Below are 15,646 nucleotides of genomic sequence, written 5' to 3' on the forward strand. Positions count from 1 at the left end.
CAGGTGCCGTCGGTGTTGCGCTGATTGTCGAAGACCTTGCCGTTGGCGAGGGTCTGGACGTGCATGGTGCCGTCGGTGAGGCCGGTGGCGGAGACCGCGGTGATCTGGCCGTTTCCGTCGAGCAGGGCCGCGCCGGTCCAGGTGCCGTCCGTGTTGCGCTGGTTGTCGAAGACCTTGCCGTCGGCCAGGGTCGTCACGTGGAACGTCCCGTCCGGCAGCGCGGTGGTCGCGGTCTGCGTGATCCGGCCGCTCCCGTCCAGCAGCGCCGCGTTCGTCCAGGTGCCGTCGGCGTTGCGCTGGTTGTCGAAGACGGACCCGCCCTTCACCGTGTCCACCCGCATGACCGGCGAGTTCTGCTGCTGCTGCAACCCGACCGGGCTGGCGTAGCCCTTGAGGTTCACGTTGTAGCCACCGCTGACCCACTCGACGGCGCCGACGCTGCCGGAGCCGCGGTTCCTTGAGACGAGCCCGTGCTGGTTGCCCCCGATCCAGTCGATCGTTCCGTCGGAGTTCACGGCGGTGACGATCGCGACGTGGTCGTAGTCCGTGCCGCCGAAGGACTTCGGGTGGAAGAACACCGCGTCGCCGACGTGCGGAGTCGAGGAGAGCCCCCCGTCGTACTTGTTGGCGTAGGTCTCGAAGCTGTTGGCGAGGTCGTTCAGCACGCCGAGGCCCTGCACGCCGTTCTGGGACCACACCCACCCGGCGAAGTCGGCGCACCAGGCCTGCCCGCCGCAGGAGTTGTGCTGGCCGCTGCCGGGGGCGTAGTAGCCGTTGCCCCCGTTGCCGCACAGGCCGTTGCCGAGCTGGCCGGTGGCGGTGCTGACTATTCCGCTCGCACTTCCGGCGTGCGCCACGCCGGTCGAGAGCATGCTCAGGCTTGCCACGGCCAGTGCGGTGGTGACACCGATCGAGGCGAAGCGCTTGGCGGTCTTGGGCATGTCTGTCCCTTTCGGATCGATGGAGCTGGGATGGAGCTGGAGAGGGCCGAGGATGTTCCGGCCCGTTTCGGCGTGCCGCCGAGCGGTGCCGGTCAGCCCGCGGTCACCGCGACGGACTGTGCGGCGGCCGCCAGTTGGGACCCGTCGGCGCCGACGACGGAGAGGGATGCCAGCGACTGCTGCGGCCGCGAGCCGGCCGGCACCGCGATCCGGTACCGGATCGTCAGGGAGCCACCCGCGGGGACGGCGTACGAAGCAGCGGCCGGGTTGACGCCGATCGGGGCGCCGCCCGTGTCGGTCGCCGAGTCCGGCAGCCAGCTGCCGGTCGCCGGGTCGAGGCGCGACAGGGTGCTCGTGACCCCCTTGCCGGAGAGCACGAGCGAGGGGGAGACCGCGGACAGTGCCCTGCCGGTGCGGTCGGTGAGGACGACGGAGAACTCGACGGGCTTCCCGTCGGTCTTCAACTCGGTGGGAAGGCCGCTGAACTGGGCCTCGAGTCCGGTCTGCCGTGGAGCGTCGGCCGGTACGGCGCCGTTGCCCGCGGCTGCCGCCGTCGGTGCGGGTTTCGGCGCTGCGCCGGTACCGGCCTGCGGGCCCGCAGGGGGCGCGGATGACGCGGCGGGCGAAGCGGAGGCCGGCGTCGACGGTGCGTCAACATCGTTACTGACAGTGGGAGATGACTGCACACTCGGCGGATCCGTTGCGGATGGGAGTGCCGGTGTCGCGATGACGGGCGCCGCCAGGGAGCCGGAGGCCGCCGCCTGGCCGTGGCCAGTGGGCGCGGTCCCGCACCCTCCGAGGCCGAGAACGGCAGCGGATGTCATGGTCATGACTACTAAGACGACGGTTCGCCGGGCGGAATGGGGCATGGCGACACTTCCTCGGGATCTTCGGATGGTCATTCGCGGGCGATGCGAGGCGCCGATGCCGCCTGTGGTGCGAGGCGAACGGGCGCGGAGCGCCGGCTTCGGTCGACTGCCGTGCCGACGTCGGTGGTGCGGCCTTGCGGGGCGCACTCGACGGCTCGGTGCCGCGATCACATCCTCATCTGCGATCTGACCCGCTGTCAATCATTGATTGAAAATCGCGAAGTGCGGAAACGGGGGATTTTGCCGAGAACATCCTGAAAGATTCCCCAGATGTCTCCAGGGTGCGAGTGCCGCTCCGATGTCAGGATTCACTTTGCTGAATCCGATCGAACCCGCCCGAGGATGTCCGATGTGTCCGGAACCGCTGGGGAGCTCTCTCCCGGTGGGCATGACAAAGCACCGATCCGCCGGGTTCGGTCGGATCGGTGCGATGGGAGCAGTGGTCAGGCCGAGATGGCAGGCCTGCGTGGTCAGGTCAGGGTGATCCGGATGCCGACGGTGCCGCGCTCGCCGCGCCGCAGCCGGCTGCCGAGCAGGGTGAGCACACCGACCAGGCCGTACTTCTGGCGCAGCAGCGTGCGGTAGGCGGCGGTGCGCTCGGGGCCGAGGATCTCGGCGGTCGCCGGGTACTGCTCGCCGGTCGGCCGTCCCTTGACGTCGCACGGGCCGACCAGCACGTCGGCACGGTTGCGGATCCGCTTGACCTTCCACGAGTCCGCGACGGTCCAGATGCCGAGCGCCTCCCCGTCACGGACCACCCACACCGGGGTCGGCACCGTGGTGCCGTCCTTCTTGTACGTGGTGACGAGCAGGTAGCTCCCGGCGGAGAGTCGGACGATCCGGGCGAGCCGGTCCGAGGCGGAGGGATCGGGCGTGGTCATGGCCGGAAGTCTAGAGGGCGCGGGACGCTGCGGCGATCACCGGGCGTGATCACCAGAACCGCGCGAGCGCGCTCTGCTTGAACGGGGTCGGGGGGACGCACAGGTCCCCGGCGAAGGGACGGTCCAGCACCAGGACGAGCAGCAGGCTGAATCCGATCAGCGCGGCCACCGCCCCGACGAACAGCAGCCGCACCCGCCGGCTGCGGATCCCGTACAGCAGGGTCAGCAGGAGGATCACCAGCGCGCCGCCCACGATCAGCGCCTGGAGCAGCGCGGGCAGTTCGTCGAGGCTCTTGTTGATGCGGTCGCGGCGCTGGCCGGCCGCGTCGTTGAGGCTGTCCAGGGCCTTGGCGTAGAAGGCCTGCTCGGACGCGGACTGCGGCTCGTACCCGCGCAGTGCCGCGTACATCGTGTCCACCTCGGTGGCCGTCACCGAGAAGTCGCCGCGGCCGGCCCTCATCAGCGGCCACCCCTGTTCGACCACGCCGTGCACGTAGTCGCGGACCGCGGCGTCCACGGTGGTCCGGACGTCGGGCGGGAAGGCCCGGGCGTCCAGGACGATCTGGGAGATCGCCGTCGCCTCGGTGGCGACCACCTTCTGGGTGTCCTGCAGTTCCGTCCACAGGTTGACGATGACGAAGGCGAGGATGATGCCGTAGATCGCCCCGAACATGCCGAGCACCACGCCCACCATGTCGTTGTTCTCGCCCCCGGCGAGGGACGGGAAGCGGCGGGTGGTGAGGACGCTGCCCAGCAGGGCCAGCATGACGAGGCCGCCGACCACCAGCAGCGCGAGCAGGGTGGTGGAGAGGTGGTTCAGCAGCCAGAGTTCCACGGCCCGCCCCGGTCGCTCACCGGGACCGGGCGGTGCGGGCGGCGAGGGTGGTGCGGGCGCGGCGGAGCAGGGCGCGGGCGCGGCGGGTCAGGCGGCGGTGGCCCCGGCCACCGACGCCGGTGGCGCCGCCCACGGCGGTCGCGCCGCCGCGGTACGCCGGGCCGGTGGTGGCGGGGCCGGTGGTGGCGGGTCCGACGGAGGCCGGCCTGCCGCGGTACGCCGGGCCGGACCGGGCCTGGGCCTGGGCCTGGGCTGTGGCTCTGGCGGTCCGGGTGCGGGAGGGGACGGCGCGGTGGCGGGCCGCGGCACGGGCGGTGGCCCACACGGCGAGGACGGTGCCGAGGACGGCGGCCGTCCAGACGGCGGGGGCGAGGCCGGGGCCGTCGCCGCTGATGACGGGCGGCCGGGACCACGGGGGCAGCTGGGAGGCGGCCGCGGCTTCCGGGGCGGCGGAGGAGCCCCCGGGAGCGGTGGCGGCCGGGGCGGCGGTGTCCTGGACCAGCTGCCCGACCGGCTGGACCTTCCCGGCCGCCGCGAAGCCCCAGTCGAGGAGGCTGGCGGCCTCGTCGTAGACCTTGCCCTGCGCCTCCGGGTGCATCACCGTCACCAGCAGGGTGCGGCCGCCCCGTTCCGCGGCGCCGGTGAAGGTGGCGCCCGCGTTGGTGGTGTAGCCGTTCTTGACGCCGATCAGGCCCGGGTACTTGCCGAGCAGCCGGTCGGTGTTGGCGATGTCGAAGCTGGTGCGCCGGCCGGTGAGCTTGTCCAGCCCGCCGGGGAAGCTCGCGGTGCGGGTGGCGCAGTAGGAGCGGAAGTCGGCGTTGCGCAGCCCGGCCCGGGCGAACAGGGTGAGGTCGTAGGCGGAGGAGACCTGACCGTCCATGTCGTACCCGTCGGGCGAGGCCACCTTGGTGTCCTTCGCCTGCAGGGTGCGGGCGCGGGCCTGCATGTCGGCGACGGTCTGCTGGATGCCGCCGTTCATGTGGGCGAGGACGTGGACGGCGTCGTTGCCGGAACTGAGGAAGACGCCCCGCCAGAGGTCCTCGACCCGGTACGGCAGGTTCTCCTTGACACCGACCAGGCTGCTGCCGGCGCCGAGGTCGGCCAGTTCGGCCGGGGTGACCTTGTGTTCCAGGGAGCGGTCGAACCTGGTCATCACGGTGTCGGCGAACAGCATCTTCAGCGTGCTGGCCGGAGGCATCGGCAGATGGGCGTTGCGGGCGGCGAGTACCTCGCCGGTCCCGGCGTCGGCGACCAGCCAGGAGCGGCCGGACAGCTCGGCCGGCAGTGCGGGCGCCCCGCTGAGCGGTGCGACCTGGACGTCGGGGCTGCCGAGGCGCTCCCCGCCGACCACGGCGGCACCGTCCTGCCCGAACGCCGTGAGGGCCATCGGACCCCCGACGGCGAGCGCCAGCGCCGATGCGGCGGCGCCGGCCGCGACCCCGGTGACGTACCGGGGCCTGCGCCGCTGGTGTCTCGGCTGCACACACGCGGGCCGCACACGCGCGGGCCGCTCGCGCTCGGTCGGCACGCGCTCGGGCTGAACTCGCTTGGGCTGCACACCGCGAACGTACCCGGGCCGCCGTCCGCCCGCCGTGCCTGCTGCTCCGTCCGGTGCCCGCGCGACGGCGCCGGCGGACGGACCCTCGCACGCGACTTTGGTGGCGCCCGGTCGCGCCGAAAGTCGGATGCCCGGGCGGTGGCGGATTCCTAGGCTCGGGGGTATGAAGACGCTGCTCGGCTACCTCGGGTTCGTGCTGATCCTCGGCGGCGCCTCCGGCCTGGTGTCCGACCGGCTCGGGGGCTTCCGGCTGTTCGGCTTCGTCCGCTTCCTGGTCCCGGACGGCCACGAGACCGCCGGGTACGCCACCCTGCTGGTGCTCGGCGTGCTGCTGGCGATCCCCGCCGCCCGGCGCGGCTAGGCCCTGTCGGCCTGGGCGCCGGACGGCGGGGATCGCGGTGGTGCGGCGGGATCAGAAGGTGAGGTTCCAGGCGTCGACGGTGCCGGTGTCGCCGGAGGCGCCGTCCTTCACCCGGAGCTTCCAGGTGCCGTTCGCCGGGCCGGCGGCGGAGGCGTTGACGGTGTAGGTCTTGGCGACGTTGTCGGCGCTGTCGCTGTCGGCGAAGTCCTCCAGGAGGAAGACCGTGCCGTTGGGGGCGACCAGGGAGAGCACGAGGTCACCGCGGTAGGTGTGCTTGATGTCCACGCCGACCTTGAGCGTCGCGGGCGCGTTGCCGGTGACGCCGGTGACGGTGATCGGGCTCTCCACCGTGGTGTTGTCGGGGATCGCCACGTCGGCGGTGTTCTCGAAGTACTTCCCGGCGGGCGGGGTGGCTCCGCCGACCGCCTTCAGCGCGTCGACCTGGCCCTCGCCGAAGAAGGCGTTGTTCGCGGCGGTGCCGGTGCAGCGGCTGTCCGAGGCGGGGCAGGCCAGGTCGTTGGCCTGGCTCGCGAGGCGGGCCCGGATGCCGGCCGGGGTGAGCGTCGGGTCGGTGCTCGCGATCAGCGCGGCGACCCCGGTGACGTGCGGGGAGGCCATCGAGGTGCCGCTCTTGGTGCCGTACTTGCCGCCGGGCAGGGTCGAGTAGACGCCGGTCGCGCCGTCGCCGCCGGGCGCCGCGACGTCGATGACGCCCCGGCCGAAGTTGGAGTAGGAGGCCTTGCCGCTGCCGCTGCCCGTGGCAGCGACGGTCACCACGCCGGGGAGTTCGGTGGGGATGTCGAGGCAGGCGTTGCTGATGGTCCGGGTGGTCGGGGTGGAGTCGTTCGGGCTCGCCGTGTCGGTGGTCTTGTTGGCGAGGTCGTAGTCGGAGTTGCCGGCGGCGGCGACCTGCAGCGAGCCCTTGCCCTCGGCGTACTCCTGGGCGCGCTTGACGCCCTCGATGAGGGCCGCCTGGTCGAGGTCGTTCGGGCAGTTGAACTGCCACGGGTCGGTGTAGTAGCTGTTGTTGGTGACCTTGAAGCCGTGGTCGCCGGCCCAGACGAAGCCGCAGACGGTGTTCTCGGCGTAGAACAGGGTGCTGGTCGGTTCGGCGATCCGGACCGAGGCGATCTTCACGCCCGGCGCGACGCCGACGACGCCCTTGCCGTTCTTCGCGGCGGCGATGGTGCCGGCGACGTGGGTGCCGTGGGTGTCCACGTCGCGCCAGGCGCCGGTGCGGGTGTCGGGCTTGCCGTACGCGCAGGAGACCGAGTCGGCGGCGTCGAAGTTGGGCGCGAGGTCCTGGTGCTGGTCGTCGACGCCGGTGTCGAGCACGCCGACCTTGACGGACGGGGAACCGGTGGTCACGTTCCAGGCCTGGTCGGCCTTGATCTGGGTCATGTCCCAGCGGTTGGACTCGGTGAGCGTGGTGGCCGCCTGGGCCGGGTTGGCGGGCAGGGCCGGGCCGTAGGCGTCGGCCGGCACGTCGGAGGTGCGGGTCGCGCCGACCTGCTGGATGCCGGCGACGGTGCGCAGCGTGGCGGCGAAGCCGGTGGTGGTCGAGTGGGCGACGACGACGCCGATCGCGTCGTAGCTCGCGAAGACCGTTCCGCCGTTCGCGGCGACCGCGGCCTTGGCGGCGGCGACGTCGGCGGGAGCGCTGATCACCAGGTAGGAGCGGGTGCCGGCGGCCCAGCCGGCGGCGGCGGTGCCGGCGGGCTGGGCGGCGGCCTGCGCGGTGGGCGCCGTGACGCCGCCGGGGACGGTGGGGGTGGTGGTCGTGGGGGCTGCGGTCGCGAACGCCGTGGGGGTGGCGAGGGCCATGGCCGAGAGCACGGCGAGGGCGGCGGCCGGGCGGCCGAGCCGCCGGGATATCAAGGGTGACACGTGTCCTCCGATTCGGTCCGTGCGTGAGGGGGATCGCACGGGAATTGAAGGAAACATGCCAGATTGGGGAGGTCTTGGGGAAGACTTTACGCCTGACGACTTTTCACGGAAGCGTTACGTTTTGATGTCACGGGGTGCGCGACCCGGTCGGGAGGTAAAACCCGTTGGCCGTCGGCACCCCCGCTGGGACGATCCCGGGATGACCGACCACCGTGACGCCGCCCGCCGCCTCTGGGGGCGCCACCTGTACGAGCGCCAGGGCGAACCGCTCGCCTGGGCGCAGACGGTGCTGAGGGCCGCCGGCCGCCCGCCGGCCGCCGTCGAGGCGGCCCTGGACGGCCGACTGGACGCCCTCCCCGCCGACCCGTCCGACCCGGCGCGGCTGCTGTTCCGCACGGTCGCCAAACTGGCCGCCAACCTCCGGGGCGACGGCCGTTACGACGCGGACGTGGGCACCCGGATCGGCCCGCAGGCACTGCTGCTCGGCGAGTCCGAGCCGGAGCTCACCGGCCCGCTCGGGGACGCCCTCGGCCACCCGCCGGACGGCCCGGCGTCCCTGGTCGCGGTCCTCGCAGCCGAGCTGCGCGGGACCCGCGCGACGAGACTGCGGGCGATCGACGCGCTGCTGGAGTGGGCCGAACTCGGCCACCCGCAGGCGCTGGCGGCCCTGTCCGGGGTCGCCGCCGACCACCGGACGCAGGACGTCACGGTCTGGACCAAGGCGCTCAACCGGATCGACCTGTTCGGTGACGAGAGCCTGGAGCCGGGACTGCTGCGCGCCCTCGCGGACACCGGGCACCGCGGCGTGCGGTGGTCGGCCCTGGCCTGTGCCGCGCTCGGCTTCCGGCGGGCCGTCCCGCTGGTGGCGGCGCTGCTGGAGCACCCGGACCCGATGGTCCGCGAGGGCGCCTGCGAGGCGCTCGGCCGCCTCCGCGCCCGCACCGCCGTTCCCGCCCTGGCGGCCCGGCTGGACGACGGGACGGACTGGGTGCGCAGCGCGGCAGCCCTGGCCCTCGGGAGCATCGGCGGGGACCGGGCGCTCGCGGCGCTCTGGCGGACCATGACGGAGCGCCGGAACCCGAAGGCCGGCCATCTCGCCTCGGCGATCGCCGCCTTCGGGCCGCCGGTGGTGGCGGACCTGATCGCCCTGACCGCCGACCCCGACCCGGACCTGCGGGCGCTGGCCTGCCGGGCCCTCGGCGCCACGGCGGACGAGCGCGCCCTGCCGGTGCTGGAGCGCCTCGCCGCCGAGGACCTGGCCAGGACCGGTCTCGGCGGATTGGTGGCGACCGCCGCCAAGCAGGGGCTGCGCACCGCGCGCCGGATGAGGGCGCGTACGGCAGCCGGCGGATGAGGGTGCGTACGGCAGCTGGCGGGTGAGGGCTCCGGGCGGAGGCGGGGCGGGCCGGCGGTCGGCGGCCCGCGAGGTCAGCGGGCGGCCGCCACGCCGTCGAGCAGGAGGGCGAGACCGGTCCGGAAGGCCTCCCGGTGGCTGTCCTCCGGTGGGCCGCCGGCCGTGCTCTGCAGGGCGGTGAGGAGGGGGAAGCGGTCGGTGAAGTCCGGTGCCAGTTCGGCGAGTCGGGCGGACCGGTCGGCCCACCAGTCCTCGTCGGCGACTCCGGTGGCGGCCGCGGCCGCGCGGGCGTCGGCGGTGGTGGCGGCGAGGCCGCGGACGAACTGCCAGAGGGCGGCGACCGCGCCGCGCAGTCGCCGCGGGTCCAGACCGGCCGGCCGGAGGGCCAGCAACAGGCTCTCCATGACGGCGAGTTCGGCCGGACCGAGGACCGGGCGGGCCTGGGAGACCTGGAGCACCCAGGGGTGGCGCAGGTAGCAGGCGTACAGGCCTTCGGCCCAGCCGGTGACGGCCTCGCGCCAGTCGTCCACGGGCGGTGCGCCGGCCGGGAGTTCGGCGGCCGGGAGTTCGCCCGGTGGGACTTCGCGGGCCGGGAGTTCGGCGGCCGGGAGGTCGGCGGGCGAACTCCCGGCGGGCAGTCCGGTGGCCGGTTCGGCGAGGGCCCGGTCGTGCATCAGGTCGAGGAGTTCGGCCTTTCCGGGCACGTACGTGTAGAGCGCCATCGCGGTGCGGCCGAGTCGTTCGCCCACGGCGCGCATCGAGAGCGCGGCCATGCCCTCGGCGTCGGCCACGGCGATTCCGGCGGACACGATCGCGTCCACACTCAGGCCCGGTTTGGGGCCGCTGCGCCCGGTGCGGGTCTGCTCGGGTGCGCCCCAGAGCAGGGCGAGCGAACGGCGGGCGTCGCCCTGCCCGGCGTAGACGGTCATCGGACATCTCCTTATGGCGTAAAGTATCGCATCGGACGGCAACTCTTTATGTCGTAAGGTTACCAATCGAAGGGTTTCGCGATGACACTGCCCGTCACCGTCGTCGAGGTCGTCGAGGTCCGCCGGATCACGCCGCGCACCGCCCGGATCACCTTCGCGGCCGAGGAACTGGCCGACACCGTCGGTACCGCCCCCGACCAGCAGCTCAAGCTCTGCTTCCCCCGCCCCGGGCAGACCGAGCCGGTGCTGCCCGCGCCGCAGGACGACCCGATGGGCTGGTACCGGGCCTACCTGGCGATCCCCGCGGCCGAGCGGCCCCCGATGCGCAGCTTCACCCTGCGCTGGCGCCGGCCCGGCACCCGGCTGGTCGAGATCGACTTCGTGCTGCACGGCGCCACCGGCCCGGCCGCCGGCTGGGCCCTGCGGGCGGCGCCCGGGGACCGGCTCGGCATGGTCGGCCCCTCCGCGCTGTACGCCCCGCCGGTGCCGTTCGCCGAGGCCGCGGCGGCGGCCGACTGGGTGCTGCTGGCGGGGGACGAGACCGCGCTGCCCGCGCTCGCGACGCTGGTCGAGGCGCTGCCCGCCGGGGTGCGGGCGCTCGCGTACGTCGAGGTCGCGGACCGGGCCGAGCGGCAGCCGCTGGAGAGCCGGGCCGACCTCGCCGTGCACTGGCTGCACCGGGACGGCGCCGCGCCGGGCGCCGTGCTGGCCGGGGCGGTGCGCTCGGCCGGGCTGCCGGCCGGCACGCCGTTCGCCTGGCTGGCGGGGGAGGCGGGTGCGGTGCGGGCGCTGCGCCGCCACCTGGTCGAGGAGCGCGGGGTGCCGAAGCGGTCCGTCGACTTCACCGGGTACTGGCGTCACCGGCTGACCCAGGACGACGCGCCCACCGCCGAGGACCTGGCGGACGCTCAGGAGCGGTCGGCCGGGTACTGATTCCGGCTGCCGCACCCGGTTTCGGGCGGGGGCGGCGGGGAAGGGAGTGTCCTGGCGGGAACGGCATGTGGCCGTGTCGACAAAGAAGCGGTTGTCGACAAAGAGGCAGTTGTCGGCGAACGGACGGCCGGTGGCGGTGTTTCGCCAGTGTCGAGAGTTCGCCACCGACTTTTTCGGTGCGGAAGCGGACGGTTCCGGGCGGGTCCGATCGGCGAAAAGGGGCGGACATGGCCCGATTTCTGCCGTGAATTTTACTTTCCTATGGTCATTTTTACTTTCTGATGGGGATTTCCCCCCTTGTCGTGGTCGTGCCGGATGCGCTGGAATTCGACCGCTGTCAGGACGCGCGGTCCGAGCAACCACGCGTCCGACCCGGATCCGCGTACGCTGGCCGTGCAACCTGACGTCGCATCAGACGAAAGGATGTCCATGATCGGCTGGCGGAAAGCCCAGCTAGCAGCTGCCGTCACGGTCACCACCGCGTCCATGGTCCTGAGCTTCGGGACCATGGCCAGCGCAGCTCCGACCCCGGATCCGCAGAACGCCCAGGCGGCGTCCGCGGACGGGGCCCCGGTGCCGGTGATCGTGATCCTGAAGGACCAGATAGCGGACGCCCCGGCCGACCACGGTCACCTGGGCGCCCGTCAGCAGAAGGCCGCCGACTCCCAGGCGCCGCTGCTGAACAAGGTCAAGGCCAACGGCGGCACCAACATCAAGACCTTCGTGGTCGGCAACGCCTTCTCGGCCACGGTCAGCCCCGCCCTGCACGCCCAGCTGCTGGCGGACCCGGCGGTCTCCGCCGTGGTGGCGGACACCCAGGTCCAGGTCGCCCCGGCGTCCGCCGGCAAGGCCGCGACGGCCAAGGACGGTGCCGACTCCGCGACCGCCCCGGGTGCGAAGGCGCCCAAGGCCGCCGCCGCCCCGCAGGCCGTTACGGGCAGCAACGGCCAGGGCGCCGAGGAGAACGCGACCAACACCGCGTGCCCCTCGGACCCGAGCAAGCCCCTGCTGGAGCCCGAGGGCCTGTACTCGACCCGGGCCTACACCGGCAACGGCAAGCCCGGCGTGGAGAACCTCGCCACCGGCAAGGGCGTCAAGGTCGCCTACATCGCGGACGGCCTCGACCCGAACAACCCGGACTTCATCCGGGCCGACGGCTCGCACGCCGTGGTCGACTACAAGGACTTCGCGGGCGACGGCTGGGACGCGCCGACCGGCGCGGCCGAGGCCTTCGGCGACGCCTCGGCGGTCATCGCCCAGGGCCGCCAGACCTACGACGTCTCGCAGTTCGTCAACGCCTCGCACCCGCTGCCGGCCGGCTGCAACATCCGCATCCGCGGCCTCGCCCCGGACGCCGACCTGGTCGCCCTGAAGGCCGGCGGCGAGCTGATGTCCAACTCGTCGATCCTGCAGTCGATCGACTACGCGGTGCGGGTCGCCCACGTGGACGTGCTCAACGAGTCCTTCGGCGGCAACGTCACCCCGGACAGCGGCGCGCACGACACCATCTCGCTCTTCAACGAGCAGGCCGTCAAGGCCGGTGTCACCGTCGCCGTCTCCTCCGGTGACGCCGGCATCAGCGGCACCGTCGGCACGCCGTCCACCGATCCGTACGTGATCTCGGTCGGCGCCTCCACCGACAACCAGAACTACCAGCAGACCGGCTACGCGGCCGCCCAGTTCTCCAACAAGACCTGGAGCAACAACCGCATCTCCGCCCTCTCCTCGGGCGGCTTCACCCAGGCCGGCCGCACCGTCGACCTGGTCGCGCCGGGCGAGTCGGACTGGGCGCTCTGCACCCCCGACCTCACCAAGTACACCGACTGCGCCGGCTTCAACGGCAAGGCCTCGCCGATCCAGCCCTTCGGCGGCACCAGCCAGGCGGCCCCGTTCGTCACCGGTGCCGCGGCCCTGGTCATCCAGGCCTACCGCGACACCCACGGCGGCGACTCGCCCGCCCCGGCGCTGGTGAAGAAGTTCCTCACCGGCACCGCCACCGACCTCGGCGTGCCCGCCGAGGAGCAGGGCGCCGGTCTGCTGAACGTCCGCGCCGCCGTCGAGGCCGCCCGCGGCTACGACGACGGGGACGGCACCGACGGCGCCAACACCGTCGTGGTCAACACCGGCCAGGTCGACATCGCCGGCGCCCCCGGCTCGACCCACACCACCGACGTGTCCGTCACCAACACCAGTGACGAGCCGCAGACGGTGAGCGCCGCGACCCGCAGCTTCGCCCCGCTGGCGACCGCCCAGCAGACCGTCCAGCTGGACTCGGCGTCGAAGGACACCTTCAAGTACGCCACCAACGGTACGGACTGGGTGCAGAAGCAGGTCAAGTTCACCGTCCCGGCCGGCGCCGACCGCCTCGCGGCGTCGATCGCCTGGCACGGCGCGCCGAACCCGGTCACCAACGGTCCGGTCGTCCGCATGACGCTGCTCGACCCGTCGGGCCGCTTCGAGACCAACACCCGTCCGCAGGGCGGCGCCACCCCGGCGAACTTCGGCCTGGTGGACGTCCCGCACCCGGTGGCCGGCGAGTGGACCGCCATCCTCTACACCCCGGCGGGCAAGGCCGGCTTCACCGGCCCGGTCCAGCTGGCCACCGCGACCCAGCGCGCGGTGCCGGCCGGCGGCGTGAGCCCGAGCACCACCGACCTGAAGCCCGGTCAGACCAAGACCCTCAAGGTCCAGCTGACCACCCCGGCGACCAGCGGTGACTCCAGCGAGGCGATCACCGTCTCCAGCTCGAACGGCAACACCACCAGCGTCCCGGTCGTGCTGCGCAGCCTCGTCCCGGTCAACCAGGGCAAGGGCACCTTCACCGGCACCATCACCGGTGGCAACGGCCGCAGCGCCTCCCCGACGCAGAGCTTCACCTACGGCTTCGACGTCCCGAAGGGCCAGAAGGACCTGCGGGTCGGCGTCACCGTCGGCAAGGACTCCAACCTGCTCATGCAGGGCGCGCTGATCAGCCCGAACGGCACCCCGATCGACATCGAGGGCAACGGCCAGTTCGACGCCCAGGGCAACCTGACCGGCACCTCGGCCGGCGTTTCGGCCACCACCGTCAACCCGGCCGCCGGCCGCTGGCGGTTCGTCCTGAACGTGCTCGGCCCGGTCAGCGGCCAGGAGCTCGCCCAGGACTTCGCCGGCACCGTCGCGTTCAACCAGAACCAGGCCACCGCGGCCGGTCTGCCGAACGACGCCCACACCAAGCTGGCGGCCGGCAAGCCGGTCACCGTCCAGGTGAACTACACCAACAACACCGTGGCGACCCAGAAGATCGCGGCCGACGGCCGCCTGGACCGCCGGGTGGACGTGCCGCTGGTGCCGCAGGGCGCCTCGGCGAACGTCAACCTGCCGCTGAGCCTCAGCTCCACGGTGCCGTCCTTCCTGGTGCCGCCGGGCACCGACCAGCTCAAGGCCGTGGCGGCGTCCTCGACGCCGGCGCAGATCGAGCTGAGCGCCACCACCGGCTCGCCGGACCTGTTCGGCGACCTGAAGAAGGCCCAGAACGGCTCGACCATCTCGGTCGTGACCGACAACGGCACCGCCGAGCAGCCGGTCGTCCCGGGCAACTGGAGCACCTTCGTGCAGCAGATCGGCCCGTTCGGCACCGGCGGCGCGCCGACCGGCACCTCCACCATCACGGCCACCGCGCACACCCAGGCCTTCGACCCGGCGCTGTCCTCCAGCACCGGTGACCCGTACGCCGCCTCGGTGAACGCCTCGGCCCAGGCCGCCAGCCCGGTGACCGTCGCTCCCGGCGCCACCGGCTCGCTGCAGGTGACCCTGAACCCGACCGGCCCGAAGGGCAGCACGGTCAAGGGCGTGCTGTACCTGGTGTCCGGCCCGACCGGGGTGGCCACCGCCAACAACGCCCTGAACACCACCGGTGCGGTGCTCGCGGCGATCCCGTACAGCTACACGGTGAACTGACACCCAGTCGGTCCACTCCGACGCCGAGGCCGTCCCGGATTCCCGGGGCGGCCTCGGCTGCTGTGCGACGGACGGATCCGGAAACCTCCGGGGTTCCCCGGCCGCCGGGCTGGGCAGGGGTCGGACGGACACCCACGAAACGACCAGGGAGCCGGAGTTGATCGAGGCCGTCAAGCACAGCGACATCGAGGTGAACGGGGTGCGGCTGCACCTGGCCGAGCAGGGGGAGGGGCCGCTGGTCCTCCTGCTGCACGGCTTCCCGGAGAGCTGGTACTCCTGGCGGCACCAGTTCGGGCCGCTCGCCGAGGCCGGCTACCGGGTGGTCGCGCCGGACCAGCGCGGCTACGCCCGCAGCGAGCAGCCGGAGAGCGTGGACGCGTACAGCCTGCTGCACCTGGTCGGCGACGTCACGGCGCTGATCGGGGCGCTCGGCGCGGAACGCGCGGTCGTGGTCGGACACGACTGGGGCGCCCCGGTGGCCTGGGCCACCGCGGCGCTGCGCCCGGACCTGGTGCGCGGCGTCGCCGGGCTGAGCGTGCCGCCGCTGCCGTCCGGGCCGACGCCGCTGGCGCAGTCCCGGGAGAGGTTCGGCGAGGGCTTCTACCAGATCTACTTCCAGGAGCCGGGCCGGGCCGACGCCGAGCTGGCGGCCGACCCGAAGTCCGCGTTCCGCCGCGTCCTCGGCGGCACCTACCCGGACGGGGAGCCGAAGCCGTGGGTCGTCCCGGAGGGCCTGAAGCTGCTGGACACCGTCCCGGAGCCGGAGCGGCTGCCGGCCTGGCTCACCGAGGAGGACATCGAGGCGTTCGCCGCCGACTACGCCCGGCACGGTGCCCGCGCCTTCACCGGCGGGCTCAACTGGTACCGCAACATCGACCGGAACAACGAGCTGATGGCGGCGTTCGCCGGCCGGCGGATCGAGGCGCCCGCGCTGTACGTCACCGGTGAGCAGGACCTGGTGAACGCCATGGTCACCCGGGAGGTGGTGGCGTACCTGCTGCAGCAGGTGACGCCCCGGCTGCACCGGCACGTCCGGCTCCCGGGGACGGGGCACTGGACGCAGCAGGAGCGGCCGGCCGAGGTCAACGCGGCGCTGCTGGACTTCCTGGGGTCGCTGGACTGAGGGCCGGACGTCCCGGGCGTCCCCGGTGTCCCGGGC

12 protein-coding genes are annotated in these 15,646 nt (G+C 73.1%); 5 read left to right on the forward strand and 7 right to left on the reverse strand.

Features of this window, described 5'->3' with window-relative positions; all coding sequences use genetic code 11:
* The 5 genes from ACFV04_RS39995 to ACFV04_RS40015 all read right to left on the reverse strand — a co-directional run.
* The coding region (locus ACFV04_RS39995; protein WP_380535975.1) for a CHAP domain-containing protein at nt 1-941 on the reverse strand (941 nt) is incomplete at its 3' end.
* A gap of 92 nt (nt 942-1,033) precedes the next feature.
* Entirely contained in the window at nt 1,034-1,405 is a 372-nt protein-coding gene (locus tag ACFV04_RS40000; RefSeq protein WP_380344490.1) for a hypothetical protein, read from the reverse strand.
* An 875-nt stretch (nt 1,406-2,280) separates the two neighbouring features.
* On the reverse strand, nt 2,281-2,691 hold the full coding sequence (locus tag ACFV04_RS40005) for a PPOX class F420-dependent oxidoreductase (RefSeq protein ID WP_380344487.1): 411 nt from the start codon (nt 2,689-2,691) through the stop codon (nt 2,281-2,283).
* A 49-nt stretch (nt 2,692-2,740) separates the two neighbouring features.
* Entirely contained in the window at nt 2,741-3,526 is a 786-nt protein-coding gene (locus tag ACFV04_RS40010) for a DUF4239 domain-containing protein (RefSeq protein ID WP_380344484.1), read from the reverse strand.
* Between the two features lie 16 nt (nt 3,527-3,542).
* Entirely contained in the window at nt 3,543-4,913 is a 1,371-nt protein-coding gene (locus tag ACFV04_RS40015; protein ID WP_380535978.1) for a D-alanyl-D-alanine carboxypeptidase family protein, read from the reverse strand.
* A 334-nt stretch (nt 4,914-5,247) separates the two neighbouring features.
* Here ACFV04_RS40015 and ACFV04_RS40020 point away from each other — a divergent pair, with 334 nt between their 5' ends.
* Nucleotides 5,248-5,445, forward strand: a complete 198-nt coding sequence (locus tag ACFV04_RS40020) for a hypothetical protein (protein WP_360254415.1) — start codon at nt 5,248-5,250, stop codon at nt 5,443-5,445.
* 51 nt (nt 5,446-5,496) lie between these two features.
* Here ACFV04_RS40020 and ACFV04_RS40025 read toward each other — a convergent pair whose 3' ends face one another.
* A complete protein-coding gene (locus ACFV04_RS40025; RefSeq protein ID WP_380535988.1) occupies nt 5,497-7,269 on the reverse strand; it encodes a S8 family serine peptidase in 1,773 nt (590 codons plus the stop codon).
* 262 nt (nt 7,270-7,531) lie between these two features.
* Between ACFV04_RS40025 and ACFV04_RS40030 the strand changes: the two genes are divergently transcribed.
* The gene (locus ACFV04_RS40030; protein ID WP_380344477.1) at nt 7,532-8,686 is read left to right on the forward strand and encodes a HEAT repeat domain-containing protein; all 1,155 of its coding nucleotides are present in this window, start codon (nt 7,532-7,534) and stop codon (nt 8,684-8,686) included.
* Nucleotides 8,687-8,760: 74 nt separating this feature from the next.
* Here ACFV04_RS40030 and ACFV04_RS40035 read toward each other — a convergent pair whose 3' ends face one another.
* Entirely contained in the window at nt 8,761-9,615 is an 855-nt protein-coding gene (locus ACFV04_RS40035) for a TetR/AcrR family transcriptional regulator (protein WP_380535980.1), read from the reverse strand.
* 81 nt (nt 9,616-9,696) lie between these two features.
* Here ACFV04_RS40035 and ACFV04_RS40040 point away from each other — a divergent pair, with 81 nt between their 5' ends.
* The 3 genes from ACFV04_RS40040 to ACFV04_RS40050 all read left to right on the forward strand — a co-directional run bounded on the left by ACFV04_RS40040 (nt 9,697) and on the right by ACFV04_RS40050 (nt 15,610).
* Complete coding sequence (locus tag ACFV04_RS40040; RefSeq protein ID WP_380535983.1) at nt 9,697-10,548, forward strand: siderophore-interacting protein; 852 nt, start codon at nt 9,697-9,699, stop codon at nt 10,546-10,548.
* A gap of 507 nt (nt 10,549-11,055) precedes the next feature.
* The gene (locus ACFV04_RS40045; RefSeq protein ID WP_380535985.1) at nt 11,056-14,487 is read left to right on the forward strand and encodes a S8 family serine peptidase; all 3,432 of its coding nucleotides are present in this window, start codon (nt 11,056-11,058) and stop codon (nt 14,485-14,487) included.
* A 157-nt stretch (nt 14,488-14,644) separates the two neighbouring features.
* A complete protein-coding gene (locus tag ACFV04_RS40050) occupies nt 14,645-15,610 on the forward strand; it encodes an alpha/beta fold hydrolase (RefSeq protein WP_380344465.1) in 966 nt (321 codons plus the stop codon).
* Nucleotides 15,611-15,646 lie beyond the last annotated feature (36 nt).

The organism is Kitasatospora sp. NPDC059599 (assembly GCF_042735125.1).
GTDB lineage: Bacteria > Actinomycetota > Actinomycetes > Streptomycetales > Streptomycetaceae > Kitasatospora.